Source organism: Candidatus Competibacter denitrificans Run_A_D11, from assembly GCF_001051235.1.
GTDB classification, from domain to species: Bacteria; Pseudomonadota; Gammaproteobacteria; order Competibacterales; family Competibacteraceae; genus Competibacter_A; species Competibacter_A denitrificans.
The window spans coordinates 25,077-44,529 of the sequence record NZ_CBTJ020000036.1 but is presented as its reverse complement, the minus strand read 5'-3'; the positions used below and the strand labels follow the sequence as shown (position 1 = coordinate 44,529).

23 protein-coding genes are annotated in these 19,453 nt (G+C 56.3%); 10 read left to right on the top strand and 13 right to left on the bottom strand.

All coding sequences use genetic code 11. The features are described 5' to 3' along the window. Positions 1-227 precede the first annotated feature (227 nt). Complete coding sequence (locus BN873_RS07725) at positions 228-473, bottom strand: hypothetical protein (RefSeq protein WP_048672518.1); 246 nt, start codon at positions 471-473, stop codon at positions 228-230. A 446-nt stretch (positions 474-919) separates the two neighbouring features. On the opposite strand from BN873_RS07725, the gene BN873_RS07720 reads away from it, so the two are divergent. Both BN873_RS07720 and BN873_RS07715 read left to right on the top strand, forming a co-directional pair. Then, entirely contained in the window at positions 920-1,123 is a 204-nt protein-coding gene (locus BN873_RS07720) for a hypothetical protein (RefSeq protein WP_048672515.1), read from the top strand. A 219-nt stretch (positions 1,124-1,342) separates the two neighbouring features. Then, positions 1,343-1,792 carry a type II toxin-antitoxin system RatA family toxin gene (locus BN873_RS07715; protein ID WP_071244072.1) on the top strand — a complete coding sequence of 150 codons (450 nt, stop codon included), beginning with the start codon at positions 1,343-1,345 and terminating at the stop codon, positions 1,790-1,792. Between the two features lie 31 nt (positions 1,793-1,823). Here BN873_RS07715 and rquA read toward each other — a convergent pair whose 3' ends face one another. The 6 genes from rquA to BN873_RS07685 all read right to left on the bottom strand — a co-directional run bounded on the left by rquA (position 1,824) and on the right by BN873_RS07685 (position 7,204). Further along, a complete protein-coding gene (gene rquA, locus BN873_RS07710) occupies positions 1,824-2,639 on the bottom strand; it encodes a rhodoquinone biosynthesis methyltransferase RquA (protein WP_082161154.1) in 816 nt (271 codons plus the stop codon). A gap of 175 nt (positions 2,640-2,814) precedes the next feature. Next, a complete protein-coding gene (frdD, locus tag BN873_RS07705) occupies positions 2,815-3,159 on the bottom strand; it encodes a fumarate reductase subunit FrdD (RefSeq protein ID WP_048672510.1) in 345 nt (114 codons plus the stop codon). A gap of 2 nt (positions 3,160-3,161) precedes the next feature. Next, positions 3,162-3,548, bottom strand: a complete 387-nt coding sequence (locus tag BN873_RS07700; protein WP_048672507.1) for a fumarate reductase subunit C — start codon at positions 3,546-3,548, stop codon at positions 3,162-3,164. Further along, complete coding sequence (locus BN873_RS07695) at positions 3,545-4,291, bottom strand: succinate dehydrogenase/fumarate reductase iron-sulfur subunit (RefSeq protein ID WP_048672501.1); 747 nt, start codon at positions 4,289-4,291, stop codon at positions 3,545-3,547. The genes BN873_RS07700 and BN873_RS07695 overlap by 4 nt, the downstream gene beginning before the upstream one ends. Then, entirely contained in the window at positions 4,288-6,048 is a 1,761-nt protein-coding gene (gene frdA, locus BN873_RS07690) for a fumarate reductase (quinol) flavoprotein subunit (RefSeq protein ID WP_048672497.1), read from the bottom strand. The genes BN873_RS07695 and frdA overlap by 4 nt, the downstream gene beginning before the upstream one ends. Before the next feature lie 235 nt (positions 6,049-6,283). Further along, positions 6,284-7,204 carry a LysR family transcriptional regulator gene (locus BN873_RS07685; RefSeq protein WP_048672493.1) on the bottom strand — a complete coding sequence of 307 codons (921 nt, stop codon included), beginning with the start codon at positions 7,202-7,204 and terminating at the stop codon, positions 6,284-6,286. A gap of 128 nt (positions 7,205-7,332) precedes the next feature. Here BN873_RS07685 and BN873_RS07680 point away from each other — a divergent pair, with 128 nt between their 5' ends. From BN873_RS07680 to yidD, 6 genes are all read left to right on the top strand, one after another. After that, positions 7,333-7,917: a flavodoxin family protein gene (locus BN873_RS07680; protein WP_048672490.1), complete on the top strand. Its 585-nt coding sequence runs from the start codon at positions 7,333-7,335 to the stop codon at positions 7,915-7,917. A 49-nt stretch (positions 7,918-7,966) separates the two neighbouring features. After that, positions 7,967-8,557 (top strand): YceI family protein, encoded by a 591-nt coding sequence (locus BN873_RS07675; RefSeq protein WP_048672487.1) that lies wholly within the window; start codon positions 7,967-7,969, stop codon positions 8,555-8,557. Positions 8,558-8,633: 76 nt separating this feature from the next. After that, complete coding sequence (locus BN873_RS07670) at positions 8,634-9,191, top strand: cytochrome b (RefSeq protein ID WP_048672526.1); 558 nt, start codon at positions 8,634-8,636, stop codon at positions 9,189-9,191. Beyond that, positions 9,188-9,751: a YceI family protein gene (locus BN873_RS07665; RefSeq protein ID WP_082161153.1), complete on the top strand. Its 564-nt coding sequence runs from the start codon at positions 9,188-9,190 to the stop codon at positions 9,749-9,751. Before BN873_RS07670 ends, BN873_RS07665 begins: the two co-directional genes overlap by 4 nt. 185 nt (positions 9,752-9,936) lie before the next feature. Next, positions 9,937-10,248: an FUN14 domain-containing protein gene (locus tag BN873_RS07660; protein ID WP_048672481.1), complete on the top strand. Its 312-nt coding sequence runs from the start codon at positions 9,937-9,939 to the stop codon at positions 10,246-10,248. A 54-nt stretch (positions 10,249-10,302) separates the two neighbouring features. Next, the gene (gene yidD / locus BN873_RS07655; protein ID WP_048672478.1) at positions 10,303-10,704 is read left to right on the top strand and encodes a membrane protein insertion efficiency factor YidD; all 402 of its coding nucleotides are present in this window, start codon (positions 10,303-10,305) and stop codon (positions 10,702-10,704) included. 67 nt (positions 10,705-10,771) lie between these two features. Here yidD and BN873_RS07650 read toward each other — a convergent pair whose 3' ends face one another. The 6 genes from BN873_RS07650 to dapD all read right to left on the bottom strand — a co-directional run bounded on the left by BN873_RS07650 (position 10,772) and on the right by dapD (position 15,648). Then, positions 10,772-11,545 (bottom strand): TSUP family transporter, encoded by a 774-nt coding sequence (locus BN873_RS07650; protein ID WP_048672473.1) that lies wholly within the window; start codon positions 11,543-11,545, stop codon positions 10,772-10,774. Positions 11,546-11,558: 13 nt separating this feature from the next. After that, positions 11,559-12,365, bottom strand: coding sequence for a trehalose-phosphatase (otsB, locus tag BN873_RS07645; RefSeq protein ID WP_048672472.1), 807 nt, complete (start codon positions 12,363-12,365; stop codon positions 11,559-11,561). Positions 12,366-12,426: 61 nt separating this feature from the next. Next, positions 12,427-13,293, bottom strand: coding sequence for an aldo/keto reductase (locus BN873_RS07640; RefSeq protein WP_048672470.1), 867 nt, complete (start codon positions 13,291-13,293; stop codon positions 12,427-12,429). Positions 13,294-13,383: 90 nt separating this feature from the next. Continuing rightward, complete coding sequence (locus BN873_RS07635; RefSeq protein WP_048672467.1) at positions 13,384-13,665, bottom strand: hypothetical protein; 282 nt, start codon at positions 13,663-13,665, stop codon at positions 13,384-13,386. Position 13,666: 1 nt separating this feature from the next. Next, the gene (gene dapE / locus BN873_RS07630) at positions 13,667-14,830 is read right to left on the bottom strand and encodes a succinyl-diaminopimelate desuccinylase (RefSeq protein WP_048672463.1); all 1,164 of its coding nucleotides are present in this window, start codon (positions 14,828-14,830) and stop codon (positions 13,667-13,669) included. Then, on the bottom strand, positions 14,830-15,648 hold the full coding sequence (gene dapD / locus BN873_RS07625) for a 2,3,4,5-tetrahydropyridine-2,6-dicarboxylate N-succinyltransferase (RefSeq protein WP_048672461.1): 819 nt from the start codon (positions 15,646-15,648) through the stop codon (positions 14,830-14,832). The genes dapE and dapD overlap by 1 nt, the downstream gene beginning before the upstream one ends. A gap of 234 nt (positions 15,649-15,882) precedes the next feature. On the opposite strand from dapD, the gene BN873_RS07620 reads away from it, so the two are divergent. Both BN873_RS07620 and BN873_RS07615 read left to right on the top strand, forming a co-directional pair. Further along, the gene (locus BN873_RS07620; RefSeq protein WP_082161152.1) at positions 15,883-18,072 is read left to right on the top strand and encodes an alpha-1,4-glucan--maltose-1-phosphate maltosyltransferase; all 2,190 of its coding nucleotides are present in this window, start codon (positions 15,883-15,885) and stop codon (positions 18,070-18,072) included. 63 nt (positions 18,073-18,135) lie between these two features. Continuing rightward, a complete protein-coding gene (locus BN873_RS07615) occupies positions 18,136-19,368 on the top strand; it encodes a glucose-1-phosphate adenylyltransferase (RefSeq protein ID WP_048672459.1) in 1,233 nt (410 codons plus the stop codon). Positions 19,369-19,453: the final 85 nt, after the last annotated feature.

Below are 19,453 nucleotides of genomic sequence, written 5' to 3'. Positions count from 1 at the left end.
GCTGGTTTGAGGCGAAACTCGCTATCATCCGCCCCGCCATCCGCACCTATCTGACTAATCCACTTTACAGGCTACCGGCAACTGCGTAACTCCTAAGAAACTTAATTTACGGAGTACTCAGGTTTGCAACCGAACCTGCTTCGTGATGAATTCAAGATAATCCAGCCTGGGGATGACGATACAACGCCATCCCCAATTTTTTGAGGCGGTCGTGCCTTTTTCGCCCGTTATTTCTGCTTCCAGCCGCCACCGTCCTGAACGAGGACCAGGCGATCTGGCAAAGCCTCAACGGGTGCTTTGAAAACTTCCTTGCCTTCCACCTTAACCGCTACAACCGGCTCTTCGGTGAGGAATAATGCAGTCCCCATAGGACTTGTTGATAACTCTGAGCAGCCGCTCGCCTCAACAGTGACGCCAGCAACACCCTTTCCATCAGCCCCAAGCAACTCTAAGTAGAATTTTTTCGCTGCCATAAAATAATCCTCAAAAATGATCGTTGATGAAATTTTAGAACATTAATTTGCCATATTGCAGAAGAAATAGGAATAATTTTGTACGATTTAGTTTGGTTCTCAATCTGGGTTTTAGCCGAACGTCGCTAAATTTTGCGTTAGAGGGCGCAAAAAATTTTGCAACGCAACATTTTTTATGGTAAAATTTATCTCAATCCAGTGGCACTATTGGGGATAGGTAGCGTTTTTGGATTCTTTTCGAGTTAATGATATCCCTCTGGTGCAAAGATAATATGCTCCTTTTTTCGAGCATTTGAGGCGTGGACCTTGCTCTGGAAGGCAACGCCTCCAAGGCGGGGTCGTTTTTTGTGCTAACGGCTACCCAAAGTTGAGCTTCTGACACCAAAATATTAGAGGGCGTGAGTGGTCTTCGTTCTGAGCAACGGGGTTTCCACTACGTAGACATCATGAAAGATCTAAGCAAAATCGTAGTGTTCGCGGTCCTGGTATTGGCTTTGGCTCCATTCGGAGGATTCTGGATCGTTGCGTTGATTGGTGCTGGGCTGCTGGTCTTGCCCGTCGGTGCTGTGATCGCCAAGTTTTTCCCCAAGACATGGCATCGTATTGAAGAGGGTATTTTCGACAAAACCCATGCCATGCCGGCTCCATAAGCCTCTATAAATATGCTGTTAAAAAGCCCGGTTTAGCCGGGCTTTTTTTATGACTGCTAACAGTTGCCGATAACGCTCTAAGAAGGCAAGACGTTGGAGGGCGCCGCCTAATTCAGAGTGCTGGTATTCGTACCATGGCCCTACTACGCTTGAGGGTAAGACTGAACTTTTCTCCAGATCATCAACTCTCCGGGGTCCGGGGATGGAAGTGCCCAGCCAATGTCTCATACATCTCATCGCGAAAGTCGAGTCATCCCAGTTTCTCCAGAACGGATGTTCGATCTTGTGGCTGATGTCGAACGCTATCCTGAGTTCCTGCCATTGATCCGTAAAGCCACGATTATTCGCCGTTATGAGACGGCCTACGAAACCGAGCAAGTCTTGGCGTTGGGGCTGATCATGCACCGGTTTGTTAGCCGTACCGAACTCCAGCGGCCAAAATCCATCGTGGTTACATCGACAGATCGCGGTTTCAGTCGCTTCGACATCCGCTGGTCATTCGCACCGACACCAGACGGATTGTGCCTAACCGATTTTTCCCTTGATTGTGAGGTTCGCTCACTGTTGCTTCAACCACTGGCCACAGTGCTACTGACGGAGATGGCAACGACGATGGTCAACGCTTTCAGCGCACGCGCCCGTAAACTGGATGCTCTCGGCAAACTCTGATTTGAGCCGGCACACAGCCGGAGGCAGCGTCTTAAACCGTGATCACCACTTTTTGGTACAGCCCACCAAAATAAGTCTGTTTGTCGATTTTGGCCCGGTTGCGGACAGGTTCCGGCAACCAATCACTGATCTCATGCCGCCACAAATCCATCGCAAACGGTTCCAGCGTGCTGAGAATAGGGATCATCACGTAACGGAAGGGATTGGTTGCAATCGGTCGATGATAATCGACAAAAACCACTTTGCCGCCCGGCTTGACCACCCGCAAGGCTTGCGCGATGGTTTTGGCCCGTACTTCTTCCGGTTGTTCGTGCAGCAGGAAAAACAGCACGACGGTATCGAAGCTGGCATCGGCAAATTTCAGGTTGGAAGCGTCCTGATGATGCAGCGTCATACGGGAGCTGATGTTGACTTTGGATTTGAGATTCTCCAATTGCACTTCGGCCACATCGACGACCGCTAACTGGGCCTCTGGGTGAAGCCGTTGCAGTAGCCGTTCGGTGAAGTTGCCATAGACACAGGCCACCTGCAACACATCGCCTTCAATGGAAGCGCCCAGTTCATCCAGCGCCAGATCGCGCAGCCGCGCGAAATTGCCCCACAGAATCAGGTTAACCAGCCATTGCCGCTCGAAAATACGCACCGCCGCTGGATGCAAATAGGCCCACCAATAAACTTGCTGGAGGTAAGCTGGTAAGGGCACTTGCGTTACATCGTCAAGCGCTGAGCTGGATTCATCGAGCCGGATTTCTTTCTCCTCGCTCGCCGCCGCAGACTCAGCCGACGCACCGTCTGGCAACTGGCGGGGTGGGGTTAAGGCAGCGGTATGAACGGATTGAGAACTCATGGAAATCTTCCTTAAAAAACGGAGGCGCTAGGGCCGACTGATTGACAACACGCATTAAAACCAAATAACTGGCTGCATACAACCAAAAAACCCGCCCCTGCGGGAGCAGGGAACGGGGTGATAACACGGTATCAAGCTGAATGATCAATCAGGAAAGCAAGGTTCCTATAATCGATCAATGAATCGACAGCAGTGAGAAAAAGGTTGATATGGTACCGAGCGCGGCGATGATGTAAAGGATCGTCGCCACCACCAGATCGGCGCGGATGCCGAAATCGAATGCGGTGATACGGAAGCGGTGCGCCGCGTGCCATAGCGACAGGGTGATCACGCCAAAAATGATCAGTTTGCCCAGCCAGTTGGCAGCGAAAGCATGGATGCTTTCATAGGTGAACAGGCTCGGCGCGAAACGCATCGCGGCAAACAAAGTCAGCAGCACCAGCACCGGGGTAATAAACGCCGTGACCGTGCCACCGGCCGCGAACAGCCCCCACACGATGGGTTTGTTGGATTTAGCCATGATTAGATCCCCATAATCAGCACGATAAGCGACACGACGGCCCAGATCGCATAGTGGGCGCCAACGATCAGTTTGCCAGGCACAAATTCCTCACCGCGCTGAATCGGCATGGCCTGCGGTGTGACGTTAAACCACGAGGTGCTGTGATAAATGGCCGCCACCAGCGCCACCAGACAGAACAACACGCCCAATGGGCCGCGCAGAGCGTCCAGAAAACTTTGAAAGGCGTCTGGCCCTTGCGCCAGCCTTTTCAGCCCAACCACCAGCAGCAGCGTGAAAGCACCGATGAAAAAGGAGGTGACTTCGCGCGCCATGTAGCGCATGTAGCGCGGCTGGCGGAAGAACCAGCTCGATTTAGGGATTTCGCGGATATACGGTTTGCTGCTCATTTTTTACTCCACGGCATCAAGTGCTCTTTGTACCAGTCGATGGTGCTGGCCACCTTGACTTGCTGGAGCGCACCGGCGGGATCGACATGCTTGGGACACACTTCCGAGCAAGCGCCGACGAAGGAACATTCCCAAACACCTTCGTGCGAGGCGATTACTTCTTGCCGCTGATCGCGGCCACCATCGCGCGAGTCCTGGTTGTAGCGATGCGCCATCGAGATCGCCGCCGGGCCGAGGAATTCCGGCACCAAACCGTATTGCGGGCACGCGGCGTAGCACAACATGCAGTTGATGCACAGCGTGTACTGCTTGAACTTCATCAACTGCGCTGGCGTTTGCTTGAATTCACCGGCGCTGATCGGCTTGTCTTCCTTGGGAATCAGATAGGGTTTGACGCTGGAGAATTTGGTAATGAAATCCTCCACCACCGTGACCAAATCCCGCTCGATGGGGAAATGCGCCAGCGGTTCGACCCGGATGTGATCGCCGTACTCGTGAATGAACGCCTTACAGCCGAGTTTGGGTTCGCCGTTGATCATGTAACCGCAACTGCCGCAGACCGCCATGTGGCACGACCAGCGATAGCTCAGCGTCGGGTCCAGATTTTCCTTGACGTAATTGAGCGCATCGAGCACCACCCATTCGTTCACACAAGGAACGCTATAGGTCTGAAACCGCGGCTCAAGGTCGGTCTCCGGGTTGTAGCGGAGCACTTCCAATTGGATTTGGCGTTCTTCGCTCATTTCTTGGCTCCTGAGTAATCGCGGACCCCGGGCTGCGACTTGGTGATCACCACATCGAGATACTCGACGCGCGGCGGCTCCTTGGGATGATAGTAGGTCAGGGTATGCTTGAGGAAATTCTGGTCATCCCGCGCGGTGAAATCGAGCCGCTGGTGCGCGCCGCGCGATTCCTTGCGATCCCGCGCCCCGACCGCCACCGCTTCGGCGCAATCAAGCATGGAATTCAACTCCAGCGCCTGCATCAGGTCGGTGTTGAACACCTTGCTCTTATCGGTCAGCGCCAGATTGGCGTAGCGCTGGCGCAGTTCAGAGACCTTCTCACAGGCGCGCGCCAATTCCTCACCGGTACGGTAAATACCGGCATTTTCTTCCATCGTCGCCATCATTTCCTTGCGCAGTCCGGCCACGGTTTCCGTGCCGTCGCGTTTGTCGAACAGGGCGCGAATGCGGTCTTCCGAGTTCTTGGCCTGGGCCGCCAGCGCACCGTCATTGCTGTTCGACAAGCCGGATTGAATGTGCTCAATGGCGCTCAACGCCGCCCGCCGTCCGAACACCAGCAGTTCGGTCAAGGAGTTGGAGCCGAGCCGGTTGGCGCCGTTGATGCTGACGCAGGCGCATTCGCCCGCCGCGAACAAGCCCGGCACCGGCGTCGCTGCCTTGATGTCGGTATGGATGCCGCCCATGCAGTAATGCACCACCGGCCGGATCGGGATCGGCTCTTTCACCGGGTCCATGTTGAGGTAGCTAATGCACAGATCGCGCACCAGCGGCAGGCGCTCGTTGATCTTCTTCTCACCCAGGTGGCGCATGTCCAGCAACACGCAATCGCCCCACGGGGTCGAGACGGTGTTGCCCTTGCGCTGTTCGTGCCAGAACGATTGGCTCAGGCGGTCGCGCGGGCCGAGTTCCATGGTTTTCAGCACCGGCTGGCCGACCGGCGTTTCCGGTCCCATGCCGTAATCCTGCAAATAGCGCCGGCCGTCCTTGTTGACCAGAATGCCGCCTTCGCCGCGACAACCCTCGGTCAGCAGAATGCCGTTGTTGGGCAGTCCGGTCGGATGATATTGCACGAACTCCATGTCTTTGAGCGGCACCCCGGCGCGATAGGCCAGCGCCATGCCGTCGCCGGTCTTGATCGCGCCGTTGGTGGTGAAGGGGAACATCTTGCCCGCGCCACCGGCGGCGATGATCACCGCCTTGGCCTGAAATTGCCTCATCTCACCGCTGCGGATTTCCAGCGCGGTCAAGCCCTGACAGCGCCCGTCATCGACCAGCAGATCGGTGGCGTAATACTCATCGAAGCGCTGGATGCTCGGATACTTGAGCGAGGTTTGAAACAGGGTATGCAGAATATGGAAACCGGATTTATCAGCGGCAAACCAGGTGCGCTTGATTTTCATGCCACCGAAGGGCCGCACCGCCACCGAGCCATCCGGCTCGCGGCTCCACGGACAACCCCAATGCTCCAGTTGCATCAACTCCTTGGGCGCTTCGTTAATGAAGTATTCGACGGCATTCTGATCGCACAACCAGTCGCCGCCACCCACGGTATCGCCAAAGTGCAGATCAAGGCTGTCGTCGGATTTGATGACGCCAGCGGCCCCGCCTTCCGCCGCGCAGGTATGGCTGCGCATCGGGTAGACCTTGGAGATCAAGGCGATGCGAAGCTTCGGATCGGCCTCCGCAAGTGCGATAGCGGCGCGCAGCCCCGCTCCTCCCGCACCGACGATTGCGATGTCAGTTTGGATTATCTCCATTACATCCGCTCCTCAATAGTAAGCGTGTTGAAGTGATCAAAAGTGGTTGGCATGGCCTTTAGAACCCCAATGTACCATTCCAAGCCGTGATAGACAGCATTCGGTTGCGGTGGCAGTCCGGCTTGGCGGTTCCTGAACCAAGCCATTTCAGCCCAAAAGTATAGCCTTGGATTCTGACGATAGCGTTTTTAGGAGCATGTTTCCGGTGGAATTAAGGCACTTTATCGTGCGCTGTTCAGGGCTGGGCAGCCGATTTTTTAGAGCCAATGGGCTTAAGCAGCCCGCCTTGTAACAGCGGCTCCGCCTTGGCGCATTGGCTGATGAATTCCATAAAGGCCCGTACCCGCGCCACCTGCCGCAAGTTAGGATGGCTCAACAGCCAAATCGCGGTATCGAATAGCGGTTCCGGTTCGGTCAAGCGAATGAGCTGCGGTTCTGGTTCGGCCAAAAAGCAAAACAGCGGCGCGACCCCGTGCCCGGCCTTGACCGCCTCCAGCTTGTGCAACAAATTGCTTAAGCGCAGGACCACCCGTTCAGGCGCGATCTGCTGCTCCAGCCAGCGATATTCCGGCAGATGCGCCAGGGTTTCATCCAAACCGATCCAATCATGGCCGCTAAAGGTGGGGTCATAGCCCTGTTGGTCGAGATACTGCGCGGCGCCGTACACGGCGGAACGCACCACGCCGATCTTGCGACCGAGCAGGTTATCCGGGGGATGGTTAGTGGCGCGGATCGCCACATCGGCTTCCCGGTGGGTCAGATTGACCATCTGGTGAGAGCTGACCACCTGGAGCTGAATGCGCGGATGCAAGCGCCGAAAAGCGCCGAGATGCGGCAGCAATAAGCTCGACGATAAGGTATCGGTGGTGGCGATACGCACGATGCCGGACAATTGCAAATCCTTGCCCGCCAGTTGATGTTCGGCATCAATCAGCAGTTGCTGTACCCGACCGATGACCTCCCGTAATTCCTCGCCCGCTGCGGTGGGGGTATAGCCGGTGCGCAAGCGTTCAAACAGCCGCACGCCAAGCCGTTTTTCCAGACTGGCGATGCGTCGCAGCACCGTGGTGTGGTTGACCCCCAGCCGCTTGGCTGCCGCCAGCACCGAGCCTGCTTGCTCTATAGCCAGAAAGTAACGGTAGTCATCCCAGTCCATGTCTGTATGTGCTTTTTTGCAGATTTAATAACGCAAAATGGGTACTTCATGGGTATTCATGCAGAAGCTATGCTAAAGCACATCCTGCTTAGCGACAATCGTTAGCACATTTCCCAGGAGAGCTTGTGATGGCTAGAGTCATCATCGTTTATCACAGTGGTTACGGCCATACCAGGAAACAGGCCGAGGCAGTCCATGCGGGCGTACAAGGGGTTGCCGGAACGCAAACCGAGCTGCTGGCGATAGATGCCGAAGGCAATGTACCGGACGGGGCCTGGGATACCTTGGCGGCGGCGGACTGCATTATTTTCGGCAGCCCCACCTATATGGGTTCCGTGTCGTGGCAGTTTAAAAAGTTTGCCGATGCCTCAAGTAAGCCGTGGTTTAGTCAGGTGTGGAAAGACAAATTGGCGGCCGGATTCACCAATTCAGCGTCCATGAACGGCGATAAGCTGTCCACTTTGCACTATCTGTTTACCCTGGCCATGCAGCATTCCATGCTGTGGGTCGGTTTGGGTATGTTGCCCTCGAATACCAAAGCGGCCCAGCGCAATGATCCCAATTATCTTGGCTCATTTGCCGGGTTAATGGCCCAATCGCCTGCGGATGCCAGTCCTGAACAAGGGCCGTTGCCCGGTGATTTGGCAACCGCCAACGCCTTTGGTAAACGGGTGGCTGAAGTAGCTCAGCGGTGGCGTGCAACCGCCGATTGATCGATTCCGCACTCTCTCGCAATGCAATCCACTCTGAAAGGAACGGCTCATGAAAACCCAACCGTTACTGAGCAGCGCCCTGTTAGTCGCCGGTTTAAGCCTGGGTTGGCTATCGACCGCGCAGGCCGCCCCTGAGAAATACCTCATCGACAATTCCCATACCTATCCATACTTTGAAATCACCCATCTGGGCTGGTCAACCACGCGCGGCTTGTTCAGCAAGACCAGCGGCGCGGTGACGGTGGATTTCGCGGCCAAAACCGGTTCGGCCGAGATTCTGATTGACGCCGCCTCGCTGGATACCAGCTTTGAAAAGCGCGACCGTCATGTGCGAAGCGAAGATTTTCTGGATGTCGAGAAGTACCCGACCATCAGCTTTAAGGCGGATAAATTCGATTTTGACGGCGAGAAAGTGGCTAAAGTCCACGGCCAATTAACCTTGCATGGCGTTACCAAGCCAGTCACCTTGACCATGAGCCAGTTCAAATGCGGTGAACATCCGATGGCCAAGAAGCCGTATTGTGCGGGCGATGCCGCTACCACCCTCAAGCGCAGCGACTTTGGCATGACCGGCTATCAGGGCGCGGTCGGCGATGAGGTGAAGCTGTTTATTTCAATTGAAGCGGCCCGCGAAGGCTAAGGGCAAACAGCCGCTGCGCCTCGCTCGGCCAGGGCAGGGGAACAGCGGTTTTCAGGGCCTCTTGGATGCTATCGTCATGAATCAGAACGCTACTCAATACACCCCGCTGGCCATTGCCCTGCATTGGCTGATGGCGGGGTTGATCATCGCCGGATTTGCTCTGGGTTGGACTGTGGCCAACATGGAAACCAGCCCGCAGAAGCTGCGCTGGATTTCCTGGCATAAATGGCTGGGTATCACCATCCTCGGACTGGCGGCGCTGCGGTTGCTTTGGCGGCTTCTCTATCCCGCGCCCGCGCTACCGGCTTCGATTCCGGTCTGGCAGCAACAGGCCGCCCATCTCCTGCACCTGCTGCTGTATGGTTTGATGTTCGCCATTCCGCTCAGCGGTTGGCTGTTCAGTTCGGCCAAGGGGTTTCCGGTGGTGTATTTGGGGATTCTGCCGCTGCCGGATTGGGTTAGCCCCAATGAAGCCTTGGCGACGCAGTTGCGCAGCCTGCATGAATGGCTGAATTATGGGCTGGTGCTGGCTTTCGTCGGGCATGTCGGCGCGGCGCTAAAGCATCATTTCATCGAACGCGACCAGGTGCTGGCGCGGATGTTGCCGTTGCTTAGACCCAGGAGTGAGGCATGACAATGAAACGGGGTTGGTGGCTGCAAGCAGTCTTGCTGAGCCTGGGTCTGCTTGGCGCTGCGGCGCAAGCGGGCCAGGCGCTGGTGCCGGAGCAAAGCGCCATCACCTTTGTCGGCAAACAGATGGGGGTGCCCGCAGAAGGCAAGTTTCAAGCGTTCACGGCCGATGCCGCGCTTGATCCGGCGGCCATCGATAAAAGCCGGGTGCGCGTGGTGATCGATATGAATAGCGTGACGCTGCCGGCGGCGGATTTAACCACGGAAGTCAAACGCAAGCGCTGGTTTGATACCGAGAATTTCCCGCAAGCTACCTTTGAGTCAAAGCAGTTTCGCAAGCTGGACAATGGCGCTTATCAGGTGGATGGCACGTTGATGCTGAAAGGGGTCAGTCGAGACATTAGCGCACCGTTGACCCTGAAAACCGAAGGCTCGGATTTATTGGCGGAAGGACAGTTTGAGATCAAGCGCCTCGATTTCAATGTCGGCGATGGCCAATGGGCCGATACCGATACGGTAGCCAACGAAGTGCAAATCAAGTTCAAGCTGCGCCTCAAGCCGTAATCACCGGCGGATTGAACAGACAGCGCGTGTACTAGCCGCGCTGTTTTTTTATGCTGGCGGCGTAGCGGAAGCACTTTAGCAAGGATGGCGTTTTCAGCGGCGCACGGCGACATGGCGCAAGCGGCCTAGAGCGCGGATAATATTCAGATGTACAGTCGTCCCGCTGGGCGCATTGAGAAAATTCCATGAACGATACCGGTTCGTTTTTACTGGTCAGTGTCGGCGCACCTTTTTTGATGGGAATGGCCGTCGGCTATTTCATGAAAAAGACGCTGAAAATTGGCCTGTTTCTGTTAGGACTATCGATAGTGCTGCTGTTAGTCGCGGGCTATTACGGCGTGATCCATATCAGCGGCGCCGAATTGACTCACGCGGTGGAGCAAGGAACCGGCGCCGTCAATCGCTTTGGCTCGTTTCTGGTCAATAGCCTGTCAGGTCTTGGCGGAGTTGGGGTAGGCGGAGCCGCTGGATTTTTCGTCGGTTTGAAAATGGGCTGAGTCGATGAAAGCGGGTTGGGATAGAAGCCTTTTTCTTCGTCAGTTCACGCTGTTATGCGTTCCTTAGTGCTGGTCGCTATCCGCGCTTACCAGCGCTATGTGTCGCCGTATAAAGGTTTCTGCTGTGCTTATCATGTTCATACCGCTCATGCCAGTTGCTCGACGCTGGGCTATCGCGCGGTTCGCAGATACGGCGGGCTGATCGGCCTTGCGATTCTGCGCCAACGTCTGACGCTCTGCGGTGTGGTGCAACGACGGCATACGCCGACTCGCCACCACCCCTTTCCCCGCCAGCGTGGCGATTGTGACATCGGCTGCGATCTGCCTTGTGATTCGCCGGGGGATTGGGTGCCGGATGTTTGCAATTGTGGTAGTTGCGACTGGCCGGAACGGAAGCGCAAGAAGAGAAGAAAAAACGAGAACGAGATTTATATTCCGCCAAAGCGCGGTCGCTGATCGGGCCAGTCGCTAAGCCGAGTGGTCACGGATGCTTTCAATTCCCTCTGGCGCCACCATGCAGGGCTTAGCCCATCAACAGCAGTCGTCCCGCCATCAGTAGCACCACGCCGAGAAAAACCGGCCGGATAAAGGGCGCACCATAACGGATGGCGCTATGCGCGCCGATAAACGCCCCCAGCATCAAGGTTACTCCCATCGTCAGGCCGATGGGGTAATCAATCGTACCTAGCGCCATGAACGTCAACAACGCGGTGATGTTGCTGATGAAATTCATAAAACGCGCCACCCCGGCCGCCGCAACCAAATCCAGATTGAAGAGCTTCATGGCCGCCGCCATCCAGAAGGCGCCGGTGCCAGGGCCGATAAAGCCATCGTAAAAGCCAATCAGGCCGCCGGTCGCCAGCTTGACCCCGCGCGACACCGAGCGCACTGGCGCAGATTCTGAAGCAAGTGGTTCGGCTGTGGATCGGCGTGGCCAGGCCAGATAGGCCGCCGCCAGGAGAATTGCCAGCGGTAGCAGCTTTTTGAGAACGCCCGCGCTCATCAGGTAGATCAGCAGCGCGCCGCACAAGGCCCCCACGAAGGTGCCGAAACTCATCGCCCACCACAGCGCAGGCGTGAACAAACCTTTGCGGATAAAGGTCAGGGAGGCGCTGAATGTGCCGAAGGTGCCCACCAGCTTGTTGGTGCCGAGCACGAGATGCGGCGGCATCCCGATGCTCAGTAACGCGGGCATCACCAGCATTCCGCCACCACCGGCAATCGCGTCGATGAAACCGGCCAGCAGTGCGGCCAGACCCAACAGCAGTATCGTGGTCAGCTCAAGACCGAGTTCCACAGCGTGACGACCGTCAGGCGCTGGCGCGCAGGGTGGTCAGCGTCGCTGCGAGTTGCGCCAGCAACGCGGTCAGCTCCCGGTAATCCGCCAGACGGTGCGTCGCGGCGGCGGGCGGTTCCGGGCCGATGCCCAGCGCGATGCCACCGATTGCGGCCGCAACGGCCAGGGCGGCGGCATCGTTCAGCCCATCACCAGCGTAGAGTACGCCATCCGCTTGGCGGCTGTGGCTATGGGCGATGATCGCTTGTAACGCAGTCCCTTTATCGACGCCTAAAGACGGTAGCACTTCGATGGCCAGTGGCGCTTGGAAGAGCTGTACCGATTCGGCGTAAGGTCGCAACAGCGCCATGAAGTCCTCATGCGCGGCGGCGCTGTGCTCAGCGCACACTTGCCGGTAATGGACGGTTAAACCCAAGGCTTTCTTTTCCACCCAGGCGCCCGGATAAGCCGTGACGCGGGTTTCAAGCAGGGCGATCAACTGCTTGACCCGATGTCGGGCCGCTGGGCTATCAACCGGAATCAGGCGTTCGCCGCGCAAATCCAGCTCCAACCCCCAGGTTCCGCCGTAATACAGACCAGGCAAACCGACCATCGCTGTCAAATCATGCAAATCGCGACCACTGACTACGCCAACGGCTAGCTGTGGAGTGGCCGCCAACCGGGCCAGCAAGCCGCGCAACTTGGAGTCCAAACGCGCCAATTCTGGTCGTGCTGCAAACGGCGCCAATGTTCCATCGTAATCAAATACAAGAATCAAACGCTGAGCTTGCAAATAGGCGTTTATTAACTGCTCTAGTAGAAGATCGCTTACCGACGCCATCGGCGTTGATTCCAAGTTAAGGTAGCCGGACCGAAAAGGAGAGTGTGAGGGGTAGCGCGTCTCATTGATCCGGTAAGCGGTCAATCGCAGCGATATCTTCCGCGCTTAAATTTAGATGGGTGGCTTGTAAACTGTCGCGGATACTAGCGACCTTGCTAGCGCCTGGGATTGGTAAAATATGTTGGCCTTTATGCAGCAGCCAGGCCAGGGCGATGCGGTGTGGCGTCGCTTCATAGTGGGCGGCCAGTTGTAATAACAGCGGTTCCCGTGACAGTCGAGTATGACCATTGTGACCGCCGACCGGACTATAGGGGATATAACTGATTTGATGGGCTTGGCAAAAGTCAATCAGGCCGTTGTGGAAATCCCGCTTGTCGAAAACGTTGCAGCGGTTTTGCACCGAGGCGATCAAGCACAGACTTAATGCCTGTTCCAATTGGGCTGAATTGACATTGGATAGGCCGATATGGCGAATTTTTCCTTCTTCCTGCAACTTGATCAGCGCTTCCAGCGAGCGGGTAAAAGCAACTTTTGGATCAACCGCATGAAGTTGGTAAAGGCCAATGCAATCCGTGCGCAGGGCTTGCAAGCTGTGTTCACAAGACTGCCGTAGCCAATCGGGATTACCGTCAGTAATCCACGCACCGCCGGGACGACGCAAACCACCCTTGGTGGCGACAAAGACCTGATCGCTAAGACCCAATTCGTTGAGCACTTCTCGAATCAAGCGTTCGTTATGACCGATATCATTGTCATCCAGACAGTAAACATTGGCCGTGTCGATGAAATTACCACCACCCTCAGCAAATGCCTCAATAACAGCAAACGCCTGTTTTTGATCCGGTCGACCGCTAATCGACAACGGCATCGCGCCTAAGCCAATCGCTTTGAAATGCAAGCCGGTGCTATCGAGTTCGCGCTGTTGCATGGCTCATCCTCCGTAAAAGGGATGTTATAGCAGGCAGGGAATAATATCGTTTGCCTATCTGGCCGCTAGGAAGTTTGAGAGTTCAACTGATCACCATATCTTCCACCATTGAGATTTCTGTGGTGTAGATGCGCTACAGGTCAAATTATCCTGTTGATAACGCTCTGATTCAGCTATGCTGAGGCCGATTTTTCGCATGGCAGCTCTAACCTCCGCATGTAAATCCTCCACATCGTAGGCGTCCATATCTTCATTGACCAAAATCTCAAGGAGCTTTGCTGTGAATTCAATTCGCTCCTCTTGATCGAGGATATGCTTTTGCAGCAGAGGCCAAATCTCTTTGAAAAGAACGCTGCCAGATCGCCAACTCATTTCACGAAGCACCGAGTAATTGCGTGAGAACTCCCTCATAAATGCGACTCAGCCGCTCCAAATCGGCACTGGGAACGCATTCGTCGATTTTGTGGATGGTGGCATTGAGTGGGCCAAATTCAACCACTTGTGCGCCAGTGGGGGCGATGAAACGGCCATCGGAAGTGCCGCCGCTAGTCGATAATGCCGGTTCCAGGCCGGTTTCATGGCGAATGGCGGCCACAACGGCGGCGACCAAATCCCCTGGTGTGGTAAAGAAAGGTGGGCCGGACAAACGCCACTCCAGATCGTATTGAAAGACTTGACCGGTTTTGACTTCTTCGTTGAGCAGGCCGGTTTCGATGATCAGGCGAGTGCGCTCCTGAAGCTGCTCAACCGTCACAGCGGGCGAAAAGCGGAAATTGAACGACAGCTCCAACGGTCCCGGAATCACATTGTCCGCGCCGGTGCCTGCATGAATGTTGGAGATTTGAAACGAGGTCGGCGGAAAAAAAGCATGGCCCTGGTCCCAGATTTCATCGCTCAATGCCGTTAAGATCGGGCCAATGGCATGAATGGGATTTTGCGCCAGATGCGGATAGGCAACATGACCCTGGACACCGTGTAGGACAAAACGCGCATTTAAGGAGCCGCGCCGACCATTTTTGATGGTGTCACCCAGTTGTTTGACGCACGACGGCTCGCCTACCAAACACCAGCGTATTTTCTCGCCGCGCGCCTCCAGGTGTTCCACCACCTTGACCGTACCATCGACCGCCACGCCTTCTTCATCACTGGTGATCAGAAAGGCGATGGAGCCGTGCGGGTGGGGGTGGCACGCGAGAAAGCGCTCACAGGCGGTGATCATTGCCGCCAGACTGCCTTTCATATCCGCCGCGCCCCGTCCGTACAGCATCCCGTCGCGGACGGTCGGCGTAAACGGCGGCGATTGCCACTGTTCCGGCGGGCCGGATGGCACCACATCGGTATGGCCGGCAAAGGCCAATAGCGGTTCAATGTCGCCGAGCCGCGCCCAGAAATTGTCTACCTCGCCAAATCGGAGCCGCTCAATGCGAAAGCCCAGCGCGGCTAATCGGGCCATCAATACCTCCTGACAGCCTGCATCCTCCGGGGTGACCGAGGGTCGGCTGATCAGCTCAACTGCCAGCGCCAGCGTGTCGTCCATCAATCGCGTAATAACTCATTGAGGCTGACCCGGCCACGGGTTTTATCATCGACCTGTTTGATGATGATGGCGCAGTACAGGCTATGACTGCCATCGGCGGCAGGCAACGCCCCTGGCACCACCACCGAACCGGCTGGCACTCGGCCGTAACTGACTTCACCGGTCATCCGGTTATAAATCTTGGTGCTCTGACCGATGTAAACGCCCATCGACACCACAGAGCCGCGCTCGACGATGACGCCTTCGACCACTTCGGAGCGTGCACCAATGAAACAATCATCTTCGATAATCGTGGGGCTGGCCTGCAACGGCTCCAGCACGCCGCCGATGCCGACGCCACCGGAGAGATGGACATTCTTGCCGATTTGCGCACATGAACCGACTGTGGCCCAGGTATCCACCATCGTGCCGCAATCGACATACGCCCCGATGTTGACGAAGGAAGGCATCAGCACCACGCCAGGGGCGATGTAGGTGCCGCGCCGGGCTACAGCGGGCGGCACCACGCGAACACCGGCGGCTAGGAAATCGTTGGCACCGTAGCCGGCATACTTGGGCGGAACCTTATCAAAGTAATTGGTATAACCGTCGCGGATCATAGCGCTTTCATTCATGCGAAAACTCAGCAGGACCGCCTTTTTCAACCAGGTGTTGACCACCCAGCCGCCATCGCGTTTTTCGGCGACCCGCACTTGGCCCAGTTCGAGTAAGTCGATGGCTTCGGCAATCGCCTCTTGTAGAACGCCGGGCGCGTTGCCGGGGTCGATTTCGCTGCGGCGCTCGAAAGCGTCATCAATGATTCGCTGTAATTCAGTCATGCTAATGAAATCCTCGTTGCGTGGGCGCTATCGGCCGGATTTAAGATTTAGGCACCGCCACAAAAAACCGTCATAATAGGGGGGGATAAAGATTGGCCGATCGCCGCGCGGACGAGCCGGACCCGAACGTTAACTTTAACATCTCAGCCCTCGAACGACAGCGGGTTACCGCACTCTCGGCTAAGATCGGCATCTATAACGCGCAACCATGCCACAAGAACGAGGATAACCGGTATGACCAAAAAAACCGCGGCGGATGATCACAAGACGGTGCCTACCGTACCGACCCCGACTCTACCCGCTGCGCCCACGACACTGGATGCAAGCGCAGCGCCGAGCCGGCCGGTGATTCCAGAACCCACCCAGGCGGTAGCTGCCGCACCAGCGCCGGCGCCCAAGTCGGGCCTGGCTGCCAAAGCCGCACCGAGTGATGTCGATGGTCGCAAGCGAGTGATCATTGAGGGGGTGGCTCCGATGATCGACGGTGGCCGGTTTCCCATCAAGCGGACTGTGGGTGATTCGGTGGTGGTCGAAGCCGATGTATTTACCGATGGCCATGATTCACTGTCTTGCATCCTGCAACACCGTAAAGTCGGGGACTCTCATTGGCGGGAAGTGCCGATGCAGTTTTTGGTCAATGACCGCTGGCGGGGTGAATTTCAGATTTTAGAAGTGGGTTCCTACGAATACACCCTTATTGCCTGGGTGGACCCGTTCAAATCTTGGCGACACGATTTGAGCCGCTGGGTGCAGGCAGAAGATATTGTACTCGCCCTGCGGGTGGGTGAAGGGCTGGTGGAAAAAGCCAGCCAGCGTGCGAGCGGTGAAGAAGCGCAGTGGCTGGCGCTACGCGCCAAGGCGCTGGTCGGCCAGCAGACCCTGGATTACCGTCGGCAGTTGGGGATGGATGAGGATCTGTCTCGGCTGATGCAGCGTTACGCTGACCGTCAGTTGGCCCTCAGTTTCGCCAAGACGCTGCGCGTGACCGTTGATGACGAGCGCGCCCGTTTCAGTACCTGGTATGAGATGTTTCCGCGCTCGGCCAGTTCGGCACCCGGTAAACATGGCACGTTCAAGGATTGCGAAACCTGGTTGCCGCGTCTGGCTGCCCTGGGGTTCGATGTCCTGTATTTTCCACCGATTCATCCCGTCGGCCGCGTCAACCGCAAGGGCAAGAATAATACTCTGACCCCCACCGCCGATGATGTCGGCAGCCCCTGGGCCATCGGTGCCACGGAAGGTGGTCACAAGGATATTCTGCCGGCCTTGGGCACGCTGGAGGATTTCCGCCAACTGGTGCAAAAAGCCAAAGAGCATGGGATCGAGATTGCCCTAGACATCGCTTTGCAGTGCGCGCCGGATCATCCCTACGTCAAGCAACATCCCGACTGGTTCCGCTGGCGGCCGGATGGCACCGTCCAGTATGCGGAAAATCCGCCAAAGAAATATCAGGACATCTATCCGTTCAACTTTGAGACTGCCGACTGGCAGGCGCTGTGGCAAGAGATCAAGAGCATCTTCGAGTTTTGGATTGAGCAAGGGGTGCGCATCTTCCGGGTCGATAATCCCCATACCAAGCCGTTTGCGATGTGGGAATGGTTGATCGCTGAAGTCAAGAAGCACACGCCCAATGCCATTTTCCTGGCCGAAGCCTTCACCCGGCCGAAAGTCATGCATCGCCTGGCCAAACTGGGCTACAACCAGTCCTACACCTATTACGCTTGGCGCAATAACAAGTGGGAATTGACGGAGTATCTGAACGAACTCACCAAGGGACCAGGCCGCGAATATTTCCGTCCCAACTTCTGGCCCAATACGCCGGACATCTTGACCGAGTATTTACAATTCGGTGGCCGCCCGGCGTTCATGTCCCGGCTGGTCATGGCGGCCACAATGACCGCCAACTACGGTATCTACGGGCCAGCCTACGAGATGATGGAGCATATAGCCGTCAAACATGGCAGTGAAGAATATCTGGACTCGGAGAAATACCAACTGCGCTATCGCAGTTTTCAGGAACTGGATAGCCCCAGCAGCCTCCGTGACTTCATCGCCCTGGTCAACCGGATCCGCAAGCGCAACCCGGCGTTGCAGTCGGATTGGAGCCTCACGTTCCACGGATTGGATAACGAGCAAGTCCTTTGCTACAGCAAAGCGACCGACAACCGGGCGAATGTGATCCTTGTCGTGGTCAACCTGGACCCGAATTACACGCAGGCAGGGTGGACGGACCTTGATTTGGGTGCATTGGGCGTTGATTCAAGCCAACCCTTCCAAGTCCATGATTTGTTGACCGGCGCCCATTATGTTTGGCGTGGCCCACACAATTACGTGGAACTCAACCCGCATCGGATGCCGGCCCATGTGTTCCGCCTCCACCATCATCCGCACACGGAGCGCGATTTCGATACCTTCGACGGCTGAGAAGGAAAAAAAAGAATATTCAGTCTTGTCAGCGCCGCCTACTAGAACTGGAGGATACTAAAGATGAAACAACCAAAAATTCTTGCGTTCGTCATGGCGGGTGGTGAGGGTTCTCGCCTCAGCCCTTTGACCTCCCAAAATTCCAAGCCATCCTTACCTTTCGGCAGTCGCTACCGCATCGTGGACTTCGTGCTGAGCAACCTGCTCAACTCCGGCATCCATTCGATCTACATGCTGGTGCAATACAAATCCCAGTCGCTGATTGAGCATGTCCGCAAAGCCTGGGTGGTATCGCCGATGCGCAATGAGGAGTTCGTGACGGTGGTGCCACCGCAGATGATGCGCGGTGGCGACTGGTTCATGGGCACCTCGGACGCGGTTTACCAGAACCTCAACCTGATCCAGATGCACAACCCCGATCTGGTGTTGGTGTTCGGCGCCGATCACGTCTATCGGATGGATTTACAGCAAATGATCGATTTCCACCGGGAGCGGGAAGCCGACGTGTCGGTCGCGGCCTTGCCGGTGCCGCTGGTCGAGGCGCGGGGCTTTGGCGTCATCGTCGCCGATCACGCCGGGCGCGTTAGCGAGTTTCAGGAAAAACCGGAAAAACCGACGCCGATGCCCTCCGATCCCACCCGTGCCTATGCCTCAATGGGTAATTACCTGTTCGACGCCAAAGTGTTGGTCGATGCCCTCAAGGCAGCCGCCGAGCGCGGTGAGCACGATTTCGGCCAGAACATCTTGCCGCGCCTGAAAGAGACCCATCGCCTGTTCGCCTACGATTTCGCCACCAACAAGGTGCCGGGCGTCAAACCCTACGAAGAACAGCCTTACTGGCGCGATGTCGGTACGCTGGATGCTTATTTCAATGCCCATCAGGACATGCTGGCCTGGCCGCCGCGCTTTGATGTATTCAACCCGCAGTGGCGAATCTTTTCCAGTAACTATCAGGGACCGGTCGCCCGCATGTTGGATGCGAAGCTGAAAAATAGCGTGGTCGCTGCTGGTTCGCTGGTGCATAGCGCTTCTGTCAGCAACACCATCGTCCGCCGCGAGGTGATCATTGAGGACGATGTGGAGATCGAGGATTGCATTATTCAGGACTACGTGCATATCAAGCGCGGTGCCAAGCTGCGGCGGGCGATTATCGGTGGCTATAACGTCATCGAAGCCGGAACTCGCATCGGCTATGATCCCGAACTCGACGGACGCCGTTATAGCGTTACAGAGAGCGGTATCACAGTGGTAGGACCGGGCGAAGTCACCACGGCTTTGCGGGCCTTTAGCGAGTAAGCACGGACAGGCCATCATCAGCCCTCTTCCTGCGGGAGAGGGCCAGGGAGAGGGTGAGGATGCTCACCTCATAAAAATAAACACT